The organism is Isoptericola cucumis, assembly GCF_014635665.1.
GTDB lineage: Bacteria > Actinomycetota > Actinomycetes > Actinomycetales > Cellulomonadaceae > Isoptericola > Isoptericola cucumis.
On record NZ_BMDG01000008.1, the window covers coordinates 135,822 to 147,019 of the forward strand.

Annotated in this window: 11 protein-coding genes; 2 read left to right on the forward strand and 9 right to left on the reverse strand. The window is 73.1% G+C overall.

Translation table 11 applies throughout. The annotated features are described in order from the left end of the window. Positions 1 to 17 precede the first annotated feature (17 nt). Together IEW03_RS12960 and IEW03_RS12965 are read right to left on the reverse strand one after the other, a co-directional pair. Entirely contained in the window at positions 18 to 983 is a 966-nt protein-coding gene (locus IEW03_RS12960; protein ID WP_188524105.1) for an amino acid ABC transporter permease, read from the reverse strand. A 37-nt stretch (positions 984 to 1,020) separates the two neighbouring features. Beyond that, on the reverse strand, positions 1,021 to 1,941 hold the full coding sequence (locus tag IEW03_RS12965) for an ABC transporter substrate-binding protein (RefSeq protein WP_188524106.1): 921 nt from the start codon (positions 1,939 to 1,941) through the stop codon (positions 1,021 to 1,023). A 140-nt stretch (positions 1,942 to 2,081) separates the two neighbouring features. Here IEW03_RS12965 and IEW03_RS12970 point away from each other — a divergent pair, with 140 nt between their 5' ends. Continuing rightward, positions 2,082 to 2,501 (forward strand): hypothetical protein, encoded by a 420-nt coding sequence (locus IEW03_RS12970; protein ID WP_188524107.1) that lies wholly within the window; start codon positions 2,082 to 2,084, stop codon positions 2,499 to 2,501. 83 nt (positions 2,502 to 2,584) lie between these two features. Here IEW03_RS12970 and IEW03_RS12975 read toward each other — a convergent pair whose 3' ends face one another. The 7 genes from IEW03_RS12975 to IEW03_RS13005 form a co-directional block, all read right to left on the reverse strand. Then, entirely contained in the window at positions 2,585 to 2,752 is a 168-nt protein-coding gene (locus IEW03_RS12975) for a methionine/alanine import family NSS transporter small subunit (RefSeq protein ID WP_188524108.1), read from the reverse strand. Further along, the gene (locus IEW03_RS12980; protein ID WP_188524109.1) at positions 2,749 to 4,344 is read right to left on the reverse strand and encodes a sodium-dependent transporter; all 1,596 of its coding nucleotides are present in this window, start codon (positions 4,342 to 4,344) and stop codon (positions 2,749 to 2,751) included. Before IEW03_RS12980 ends, IEW03_RS12975 begins: the two co-directional genes overlap by 4 nt. A 94-nt stretch (positions 4,345 to 4,438) precedes the next feature. After that, positions 4,439 to 5,707 (reverse strand): FAD-binding protein, encoded by a 1,269-nt coding sequence (locus IEW03_RS12985; protein ID WP_188524110.1) that lies wholly within the window; start codon positions 5,705 to 5,707, stop codon positions 4,439 to 4,441. Positions 5,708 to 5,778: 71 nt separating this feature from the next. Continuing rightward, positions 5,779 to 6,921, reverse strand: a complete 1,143-nt coding sequence (locus IEW03_RS12990; protein WP_188524111.1) for a winged helix DNA-binding domain-containing protein — start codon at positions 6,919 to 6,921, stop codon at positions 5,779 to 5,781. A gap of 35 nt (positions 6,922 to 6,956) precedes the next feature. Next, entirely contained in the window at positions 6,957 to 7,325 is a 369-nt protein-coding gene (locus IEW03_RS12995; protein WP_188524112.1) for an STAS domain-containing protein, read from the reverse strand. A 189-nt stretch (positions 7,326 to 7,514) separates the two neighbouring features. Continuing rightward, positions 7,515 to 8,009, reverse strand: coding sequence for an aminoacyl-tRNA deacylase (locus tag IEW03_RS13000; RefSeq protein ID WP_188524113.1), 495 nt, complete (start codon positions 8,007 to 8,009; stop codon positions 7,515 to 7,517). Then, positions 8,006 to 10,144, reverse strand: a complete 2,139-nt coding sequence (locus tag IEW03_RS13005; protein WP_188524114.1) for a PASTA domain-containing protein — start codon at positions 10,142 to 10,144, stop codon at positions 8,006 to 8,008. Before IEW03_RS13005 ends, IEW03_RS13000 begins: the two co-directional genes overlap by 4 nt. Positions 10,145 to 10,409: 265 nt before the next feature. Here IEW03_RS13005 and IEW03_RS13010 point away from each other — a divergent pair, with 265 nt between their 5' ends. After that, complete coding sequence (locus IEW03_RS13010; RefSeq protein WP_188524115.1) at positions 10,410 to 11,198, forward strand: LamB/YcsF family protein; 789 nt, start codon at positions 10,410 to 10,412, stop codon at positions 11,196 to 11,198.

An 11,198-nucleotide genomic window follows, 5' to 3' on the forward strand; every position in this document is an offset into this window, starting at 1 on the left:
CGGCTTGACCGACGGGGTCACGGGGTCACCTCCAGGAAGGGGTCGTCCTTGGTCGTGCCCGAGGCGCCGATGAGCGCCTGCTTGCTGGGCTTGCGCCCGCGCCCGAAGGGCCCGCGGCCGCCGCCCCGGCGGCCGGTGGCGCCGCCGTCGAACCCGCGGCCGTAGTACCGCTCCAGGTAGTGCTGGCCGATCATGAGGACCGACGTGATGAGCAGGTACCAGAGCGCCGCGACGATGAGCAGCGGGATGGGCTGGAAGATGCGGTTGCCGATGGCGTTGGTCGCGTACGTCAGCTCGAGGGTGAACGGCACGGCGAGCACCAGCGACGTCGTCTTGAGCATGGAGATCGTCTCGTTGCCGGTGGGCGGCACGATGACGCGCATCGCCTGGGGCAGCACGATGCGGCGCAGGATCTTGCCGTCCTTCATGCCCAGCGCCTTGGCGGCCTCCGTCTGGCCCGGGTCGACCGACGAGAGACCGGCCCGCACGATCTCCGCGAGGTAGGCCGACTCGTTGAGCGCGAGGCCGAGCAGCGCCGCCCAGAAGGCCGTGATGACGTCCTGGGTGCTGAACGTGAAGAACTCCGGCCCGAACGGGACGCCCAGGCTCAGGCGCGGGTACAGCACCGACAGCAGGCCCCAGAACACCAGCTGGGTGTAGATCGGGGTGCCGCGGAAGAACCAGATCCAGAACCAGGACACCCCGCGCATCACGGGGTTGTCGCTGCGCCGCATCACCGCGAGCATCACCGCCAGCACGATCGCCAGCGCCATCGACCCGAACGTCAGGACGAGCGTCCAGCCGACGCCGCGCACCACGACGACGTCGCGCAGGTACAGCCAGACGGTGTCCCAGCGGAAGTTCGGGTTGGTGACCAGCGCGTTCACCGCCATCGCGGCGAGCACGAGGACGATCGCGGCCGAGATCCACCGCCCGGGCCGGCGTACCGGCCGGGCGTGGATCGGTTCGGGCAGCGTGCTCATGGGGTCTCCTCGGGACGGCCGGGTCAGCCTGCGGGTGTCAGCCTGCGGGGTTCAGCTCGGCGGTGCCCAGCACGGCCTCGCCGCTGCCCCAGGCGTCCGCGACCTCGGCGAGCACGCCGTCGTCCATGAGCTTCTGCAGCGCGGCCTGCACGGCCTTCGCCAGCTCGGTGTCGTCCTTCGCGACGACGGCGCCGTACGGGGCGGCGTCGGTGATGTCACCCAGGGTCTCGACGGAGCCCTCCGTCTGCTCGACCGCGTAGGCGATGATCGGCGAGTCGGCGTACATCGCCTGCAGCTTGCCGCCGGCGAGGTTGGTCGTCACGTCGGACTGCGAGTCGTAGGGCAGCACGTCGATCGCGTCCTTGCCGGCGTCGGCGCACTCCTTGTCCATGTCGCCGAGCTCGTCCTGCTGGATCGTGCCGGTCTGCACGCCGACGGTCACGCCGCACAGGTCGTCGGGCGCCACGTCGTCGGGGTTGCCCTTCGCGACCGCGAGCTGCGAGCCCGCCGTGAAGTAGCTGACCATGTTCACGGTGTCGAGGCGCTCGGGCGTGATCGAGAAGGCGGAGAACCCGACCTCGAACTTGCTGCCGATCGCGGGGATGATCGAGTCGAACCCGGCGTTCTGCACGTCCGCCTCGAGCCCCATCGTCGCGGCGACGGCGGTGACGATGTCGATGTCGAGCCCGACCGGCGTCTTCCCGTCCGCGTCGACGAACTCGACGGGTGCGTACTCCAGGTTGGAGCCGACCGTCAGGGTGCCGTCCTCCGACACGCCCTCCGGCACCATCGCCTCGACCTCGGGGTCCACCTCGATCGCGGAGAGATCGGGCAGCGCGGTGGACTCGTCGGCGGGTGCCGTCGCGGCGCCGCCGCCGTCCTGGGACGCCGTGGTGCAGCCGGTGAGGAGAAGGACGGCCGCGGTGGCGGACGCCGCGAGGGCGGGCAGGGTGCGCATGGTGGGCTCCGAAGATCGTGCGAGGGGTCAATGCATGATTATGCAGTCCACTGCATGATGCTCCAAACCGGCTGGTGGGGACGACACCCGGCCGCGCCTCTCGACATGCCGGAGGACGCCGCCGTCCTTATGCTCCGAGAATGATCAGATTCCTGATCCGGGCGGCGATCTTCCTGCTCGCAGCGGCGGTGGGCATCCTGCTGACTGACTGGGGCTTCTCGATGCTGGACCTGGAGACCTTCGAGATCAACTGGAGCGAGCCCCTGGGCTTCGTCGTCGCCGTCGTGGTGTTCGCCCTGGCGCAGGCGATCCTCTCGCCCTTCCTCGCCAAGATCGCCCGCAACAACGCGCCCGCGCTCGTCGGCGCCGTCGGGCTGCTGTCCACGTTCGTGGCGCTCATCATCGCCGTCCTCACCACCGACGGCCTCGTGATCTCCGGCGCGGCGGGCTGGATCCTCGGCCCCGTCGTGGTCTGGCTGATGGGGATGCTTGCCGCGTTCCTGCTGCCGCTCTTCCTGCTCAAGGAGGGCGTGGAGAAGGTCCGCGAGAACAACGACTGATCGTTGCGGGTACGAGATCGGCGTGGACTCGAGCTCGAGTCCACGCCGATCTCGTACCCCCAGCAGGTCGGGGTCGCTCGGGGTCAGGTGTCGTGCTGGACGATCGGGTCGTCCTCGCGGTGGTCGTCCTCGCCGCCGGGCGGGAAGTCCGTCCGCTCGGGCCGGGCCCGCAGCGCCAGGATGCTGGCGATCATCCCGCCCCAGACGATCAGCAGGGCGACGATCATCATCACGATCGCGTCGGTGCTCATCGGTCGGTCTCCTTCCCGGAGGTCGCGGCAGCGGACGCCACCGGCGGGTACGTGGGCCAGGCGTCGAACCTGTCGGGGTCGACCCGCCAGCGCGGCAGCGTCAGCAGGACCGCCCCCACGACGAGCACCACGAGCGTGCCCCAGCCGGCGTACAGCAGGTAGGTCTCGTCGTAGCCCTCGTAGCCGTTCTGCACGAGGTCGACGATCCGCGAGACCAGCATGTAGGCGAGCACGGCCGGGACGATCGCGCCCACGCAGATGTACCACCAGCGCCCGACGGGGAACGTCGAGACCCCGGTGAGGTGGTAGCGCAGCTCCGGACCCATGCGCAGCACCCAGATGAGGAAGATGCACATGAGGACGGCGGACGCCACGATGCCGATGTTGTTCGACCAGTTGTCGATGGTGTCCAGGGCGATGAGGCCCGTGGTCGTGGAGAACCCGACGACCGACACGACCCCGGCGACGACGCCGAGGCCGGTGACGGCCTGCCGGCGGGTGAGGCCGAACTTCTCCTGGATGCCGGCGGAGACCACCTGCAGGATCGAGATCAGCGACGTGAACCCGGCCATCGCCAGCGCCCCGAAGAACAGCGCGCCGAACAGCGGGCCGGCCGGCATCTGCGACACGACCGCGGGGAACGTCACGAACGACAGGATCGGCCCGGTGATGCCCTCCAGCTCACCGACGGCGATCCCCTGCTCGTGCGCGAGGAAGCCGAGCGCGGCGAACACGCCGATGCCCGCGAGCATCTCGAAGCCCGAGTTGGAGAACGCCACCACGAGGCCCGGCGACGTGAGGTTCGCCTTGCGCTTCCGGTAGGACGAGTACGTGATCATGATGCCGAACGCCACGGAGAGCGAGAAGAAGATCTGCCCGTAGGCGGCGATCCACACGTTCGGGTCGCCGAGCGCGCCCCAGTCCGGGGTGAAGAGGGCGTTGAGGCCGTCCCCCGCGCCGTCCAGGAAGACCGCCCGCACCACGAGGACGGCGAACGCGACCACCAGCAGCGGCAGGAAGATGACGTTCGCCTTCTCGATGCCCTTCGCGATTCCGCCCGCGAGGACCGCGATCGTCGCGACCCAGACCAGCAGCAGCGGGATCAGCACCGCCGGCACGAAGTCGAGCGAGAACCACGGGCCGCCGTTGGCCGTGTCCGAGAGCTGCAGGTACTCGCCGGTGAAGAAGCCCGCCGTGTCGTCGCCCCACCTCAGGTCGAACGAGTAGACGAAGAAGCTCAGCGCCCAGGCGATGATCGCGGCGTAGTAGATCGCGATGACGAAGCAGATCATCACCTGGAACCAGCCGAGGGTCTCCAGCCAGGACTTGGCGCGGCGCAGCGCCGTCGGCGGCCCGCCACGGAAGCGGTGCCCGAGGGCGTAGTCGAGGAACAGGATCGGGATGCCCGCCGTCAGGAGCGCGATCACGTAGGGCACCATGAAGGCGCCGCCGCCGTTCTCGTACGCGACGCCGGGGAATCGCCAGATGTTGCCGAGCCCGATGGCGGAGCCGATCGCGGACAGGATGAAGCCGACCTGTCCGGTGAACTGCTCCCGCGGGGGCTGCGTGTCATGCGTGGATGTTGCGGTCACGGGTGACGAACCTCCATGTTGATCACCGCCGCGTCAAACGCGTCTCACGAATGATGATGCCTCAGGGGCGCCGGTCGAGCCCGTCGCGACATGCTCAACCGGCGAGCAGGCGCCCCACGAACCCGCCGCGCAGCCGGCCCTCCGGGTCGAACCGGTCCGCGAGGGCGCGGAAGTCGCCGAACCGCGGGTACAGGGCCGCCATGTCGCGCGGGTCCACCGTACTCACCTTGCCCCAGTGCGGCCGAGCCCCGAGCGGCAGCAGCGCCGCCTCGACGTCCGGCAGCACCGCACGCACGTCCGCCTCGCGCGGCAGCCACGTGAAGTGGAACCCCACGGACGGCTCGTCGAACGGGCTGAGCCACAGGTCGTCGCCGGCGACCGTGCGAATCTCGCTCGTGGCCAGCAGGGGCGCCACCTTCGGGCCCAGCCGCCGCATCGCCTCGACCGCGGCCACCACGTTGCGGCGCGGCAGCAGGTACTCCGACTGGACCTCGTCGCCGGCGGACGGCGTGAACTCGAGCCGGAAGTGGCTCAGCCGCTCGTGCCACGGCCCCGCCACCCCCAGCTGCTCCGTGCACGCCGACGGGTCCACGCCCGGCAGGGGGTGCACCGGCGTCGTCGCCCAGCGCGCGCCCGGCACCTCCGGCACCCGTCCGCCGTCCGACCCCGCCTTCGACTTGAACCAGATGTCGCGCACGGCCGGGTCGTCCCAGCGGGTGAAGGCGCTCACCGAGTACGCGGCGGACATGATCGCGTCGAAGTTGTCGAGGTAGTCGTCCCAGGGCAGCTCCTGGGCCACGTCCTGGCGCACCGAGAAGGTCGGCACGGTGGTCAGCTCCACCCGGGTCACGACGCCCAGCGCCCCCAGGGACACGACCGTGCCCGCGAAGACGTCGGGGTGCTCCGCGCGCGTGATGCGGCGCAGCTCGCCGCCCGGCGACATGATCTCCAGACCCACGACGGCGCCGGACAGGCTCTGGTTCGCGTCGCCCGAGCCGTGGGTCGCGGTGGCCACCGCGCCGGCGACCGAGATGTGCGGCAGGGAGGCCATGTTGCCCAGCGCGCGCCCGGTCGCATGCAGGCCGCGGGACACCTCGCCGTAGCGCAGCCCGGCGTTCACCGAGACGATGCCGTTCTCCGCCCCGTCCTGGTCGAGCAGGTCGACGGCGGGGCGGCCGTCGTCGAGCACGTCCACCTGCACGTGCACGCCCGGGGTGTCGGCGACGTCGTTGAACGAGTGCCGCGAGCCGAGGGCGCGCACGTGGTCGGCCGCCGTGACGACGTCGGCGAGCTGCTCCAGCGAGGTGGGGCGCACGATCTCGCGAGCGGAGTAGGTCAGGTTCCCGGCCCAGTTCTGATGCACGGGACCACCCTGCCACCTCGTGGCACCCCCGCGGATCCGTCTTCCGGTGGATCCCGGGTCGTCCCGAGGACCTACGCCGCCGTCGGCGCCAGGTACGCGGCCAGCGCCGTGACCTGCTCGGACAGGGCCTCGGGCTCGGAGCCGGTCGCGTCGCGCAGCCACTGCACCTCGACGTCGACCAGACCGCCGGGCGGCGGGTTCGCGGGCCAGCGCCACCGGCCCGCGACGACGCCGTCCACCGCCAGCGAGTGGACGAAGGCTCCCGCCCGGTCGGGCGGCGGCAGCGCGGGGTCGAGCACGACGTGCCGCGTCTCGCGGTAGGACATGAGGAGCTCGTCGTACGCCTGGAGCAGGTCGACCTCCGGCCGGGTGGTGCCCGGCGCGTGCCGGCCGGGGTCGTCGAGCCAGCGGTCGGCGACGGACGTCGTCCCCACGAGGGTGAGCCCCTCGAGGTCGCCGGCGCCCGGCACCTCGACGACCTCGCCGGCGTCGCGGAGCACGGCCAGGCCCCGCCGCAGGTCGGCGAGCGGGATGTCGCTCCACAGCCGCAGGTCACCCACCGTGGCGAACGCCCGTCCCGGCAGGTAGCGGCGCCACAGCTCCAGCACCGCGGCCTCCGCGTCGAACCGCTCGCCGAGCGGCCCGTAGCCGGCAGGGACCCGGTCGTCGAACGCCGCGTACACCTGGTGGTGCTCCGGCCGGCCGGCCGGCGGCGGGCCGCTGACGACCAGCCGCCGCAGCTCGGCGTGCATGAGCGTCTGCGTGAACACGATGCCGGGCGCGTCGGCGGCGAGCACCCCGCGCGCGAGGAGCGCGCCCTTCAGCTCGGCGCGGGTGCGGGGCCCGGCCGCGACCTCGGCGGCGACCGCGTCCACGCCGGGGCCGAGGTCGCCCACGTCCCACGCCCGCTCGGTCGACGCCATGAGCCGCGCGACCCGTGGCGCCGTCAGCTCGAGCAGCCAGCGCACGTCGGCCGGCCGCACCAGGTGCCAGGTGGGGCGCAGCACGTGGGTGCGCAGCACCTCGCCGTCGGCGAGCGACCGGTTCGCCGCCGCCCGGTCGGGCCGGGCCGCGGCGTCGACGCGTCGGCTCAGCCCCCACAGCGCGGGCTGCAGCTCCTGCCCCTGCACGGCGAGCAGCCGCTCGACGGCGGCCGGGAGGCCGGGCGTGCCGGGCCCGCGCAGGCCCGTCGCCTCGAGGCGGGCGGCGCGCACGCGCCGCGAGTCCAGGACAGGGCGGGAGGGACCCGTCATCCGCGCCGGCCCGACGGCTCCGCTTCCTCCACCGGGATGCGGCCGCCCATGCCCACCATGTCCAGCACCTCGGTCACCGCGTCCGACGGGGCGCGCAGCACCACCGGCGTCCCCGTCTCCTGGCCGAGCATGTAGACCTGCAGGATGAAGGCGACCCCGGACGAGTCGATGAACGTCACGTCCCGGGCGTCCAGGACGACGGGGCGCGTGGTCCCGCGGGCCGCGAGGCTCGCCATCGCGTCGCTGGCCGCCTCCCGGAGCTCCGCGTCCACCTCGCCCCAGAGGGTCAGGACGGTGCCCTCGTCCCCGGTGCGTGACGAGATCCCGGAGCTGGGCCCGGGTTCGCTGCTGGTGTCGAAGTCCATGTCCTCGTGAAGCTCCCGTACGTGCGGCGCCGATCGGCGAGCGGGCGGCCCTCGCTGCCCCTCTGTCGCAACGAGAAGGCCCGCGTCGAGTGTTCCCCGCTCAGATGGTTTCGTCCACCCCTGCCGCGGCGCCCAGTGCGGCAGACGCCGCCCGCACCCTGGCCGGTGGCGTGTGCGGGCGCCGCGGCGTCATCGGCCCGGCTCGGGATCCGTGACGTCCGCGACCTGCGCTCCCAGCGCCCTGACCAGGGCGGCGCCGTCGACGGTGGCGGCCACGCCGTGGCCGCCCGCGCCGATCGACACCGGCCCGGCGGCGACCCGCTCGTCCGCGACCACCGGCCACGGGCGCGTCGAGCCGAACGGCGTGATCGTGCCCCGCTCGTAGCCGGTCATCTCCCGCGCCACGTCCCGGTCGGGCATCGACAGCCGCGACACGCCCAGCAGCGCCCGCAGCCGCGGCCACGCGATGGTGCGGCCGCCCGGGACCAGCACGAACAGGTAATCGTCGTCACCGCGGCGCAGCACCAGGGACTTGATCACCTGGTCCGCCCGCAGACCGCGCGCCTGCGCCGCCTCCTCCAGCGACGACACCTGGCCGTGCCGGACGAGCTCGAACTCCAGCCCCGACGCCTCCAGCGCCTCCCGGGACCGGCGCTCGCCCGCGGACTCGGTCGAGCCGGTCACCCCTCGTCCCCGGACTTGACGGCGTCCTCGGTCTCGACGGCGAGGACGACCTCGGAACCCTTCGCCACCGCGGCGTCCGCGTCCGGGGACTCGACGACCTCGTCCTCGGGCTCGACGCCCTCCGCCGGGTCCGTGACGACCACGAACCCGAGCGGCTCGAGCTCGTCCCGCGCCTCGGCGACCGTCAGGCCGGTGACGTCCGGGACCACCACCATGTCGCTCCAGTCGATGGTGACGGTCGACCCCTCCGGGACCTTCGTGCCCGCCCCCCGGGTCTCGACGACCAGGTCCTCGGGCCCGACGCCCTCCGCCGGGTCGGTGACCACCACGAACCCGAGCGCCTCGAGCTGCTCCGTCGCCTCGGCGACCGTCAGCCCTTCGAGGTCCGGGATCGTGACCAGGGCCGGACCGCTCGAGACGACGAGGGTGACCGTCCACCCGGTCCGCACCTTCTGGCCGGCACCGGTGTTCTCCAGGACCTGCCCCTGGGGCTCGTCGCTCGCCTGGGTCGTCGTGGTGACCCGGAGCCCGAGCGCCTTGAGCTTCGTCTTCGCCGTGGTGACGGACTGGCCGGCGAGGTTCGGCACCGTCACCTTCTGCACGGTCTCGCCCGTGCCAGGACCGTCGCCGCCCGTGCCGGGCCTCGACCCGCCGTCGGAACCTCCGGTGCCGCCGGAGCCGTTGCCCGAGCCCTTGCCCCCCGAGTCCTTGCCTCCGGTGCCGCCGGTGCCGCCGGTGCCACCGGAGTCCTTGCCGCCCGAGCCCGTCTTCTGCTCGTCGGCGCTGCCCTTCTTGTCCGAGCGCTGCTTCTGGTCGGGGCTGCTCTTCCGGTCGCCGGACCGCTTGTCGGCGGGCTGCTTCCCGTCGTCGTCGTGGCCCGCCTTGTCGACCGGCGCCCCGTGGCCGTCGCCGTCCCAGCGGCCGACGTCGGCGGAGTCCCACGCCCGGTCGGGGATGGGCCCGGACGCGAAGAACTCGAAGTGCCACGGCTCGGGCTTGGACCCGTCGAGCCGCGCCCACGACGGGTTGTCCCAGCCGAAGTCGGGGCCGTGCACGCGCAGCCACCGGTACTCGGCGGACGTGCCGGACGAGATCGGCGTCGACAGGTCGACGGCGACGCCCCAGCCGTGGTTGGAGGTACCGGGCGTCGCGGCCAGGTACGGCTTGATGACCTTGAGCCGCACCTGGACGTCGTACGGCCGGTACGAGTCCGTCATCGGGATCGGGACGCCGAACTCCTTCTCGTACAGCGCGTTGAGGGCGGTGAGCTGCGCGGCGGCGTCGCACCGCAGCATGTGGCCCTGCGCGAAGTCCAGCGGGCACAGCACCGAGGTCGGGATCCGGCCGTTGGCGAAGCCCGCGGTGCTGCCGGCGTACTTGTCGACGACGGCCCGCAGCCCGGCGGTCAGCGTCGCGCGGGAGCTGTCGCCGGACAGCCCGTCCGCCGGCAGGACGGCGTCGGCCGAGCTCTCCGACGCCGGGTCGAGCAGGTTCGCGAGCCGCGTCGCGGCGACGACCACGTCGTCGAACGTCACCGGCCCGGACTCCGTCACCTCGGGGACCTCGGCGGCCGCGTCCTGCACCGCGTCGGCCGGGGACGTGGGCGGCTCGACGACGCGCGAGACGGGCGCGGCGTCGGCGGTCGAGACGTCGGCCGGTCCGTCGGCGGGGCTCGTCGCGGCCTGGACGACGGGCGCGGCCTGCGGGACGGCCTCGGGGGTGCGCAGCCCGGCGTCGGCCTGCTGGGCGAGGTACGTGCTGAGCAGCATCCCCACCTCGGCCGCCGCCTGCTCGATCTCGCGGGTGTACTCGCGCCCGGCGTCCTCGGCGGCCAGCTCGGCGCGCTCCAGGACGGCGAGCACCTCGGCCACGCTGGTCGGGCCGGTCGTCGTGGTCTCGCCGACGACGCCGATGCTGACGCCCTCTCCCTCCGGGCTTCCCGCGCCCGCGACGGGCAGGTCCTGGGCGGCGTGCAGGTGCTCCGCGTCGCCGGGTGCACCGACGACCGGGAGCGCCACCAGACCCGCGCTCAGCACGGCGACGGTGGTCGCGATGCCGACGACGCGGGCAAGCCCGTGCCCCCGCTTGCGCTGCTCGCGGCGTTCCACCTGGTCAGCGTCTCGTACGACCGTCACGACCGCGGACCTCCCTCAGCGACGATGCAAAGTGCTCGCATCCTTGCACAACCCTCCCGGTGCCGGTGACCCGGGCGACGATGTGGCTCTCCCACTCTGCGTCACCCTGTCGCGGCTTGCCAGCGGGGCTGCCGAGAATTCATCCGTCGGCCATCCCCGTGACAAGGAACGAGCCCCGGGGGGCGCGGTTGATACGTCGAGGCACTCGACCGGCGGGCGCGGGCGGACGACGCGGGGTGGACGACGCGGGGTGGACACTGACCTCATGAGCTCCGTCGACCTCAACAGCGACCTCGGCGAGGGGTTCGGGCGCTGGACCCTCGGCGACGACGCGGCGATGCTCGGCGTCGTGTCGTCCGCCAACGTCGCGTGCGGCTTCCACGCCGGCGACCCGGCCTCCATCCGCCGCACCGTGCGGCTCGCCGCCGAGCGCGGCGTCGCCGTCGGGGCGCACGTCGGCTACCGCGACCTGGTGGGCTTCGGCCGCCGCGACCTCGACGTCGCGTCCGAGGAGCTGCAGGCCGACGTCGCGTACCAGATCGGCGCGCTGGCGGGGCTCGCGGCCGCCGAGGGCGCGCGCGTCACGTACGTCAAGCCGCACGGCGCGCTCTACACCGCCTCAGCGGTCGACGGGCGGGTGGCGGCCGACGTCGCGGCCGCGGTCGCCGCCGTCGACCCGTCGCTGAAGCTGCTCGGCCTGCCGGGCACCCGGTCGCTCGACGCCGCGGCCGCGGCCGGCCTGACCACGGTCGCGGAGGCGTTCGCCGACCGCGCGTACACGCCGGCGGGCACGCTCGTCCCCCGGCGGGAGCCGGGCGCGGTGCTGCACGACCCCGACGTCGTGGCCCGCCGCATGCTGCGGCTCGTCACCGAGGGGGTGGTGGAGGCGGTCGACGGGTCGCCGGTCGAGGTGCGCGCGGACTCGATCTGCGTGCACGGCGACTCCGACGGCGCCGTCGCGATGGCCCGCCGCGTCCGCGAGCTCCTCGACGCCGAGGGCGTGGCGATCGCGCCGTTCGCGCCCGCGGGCGGACGGGTGCGGGCGGACCGCTGA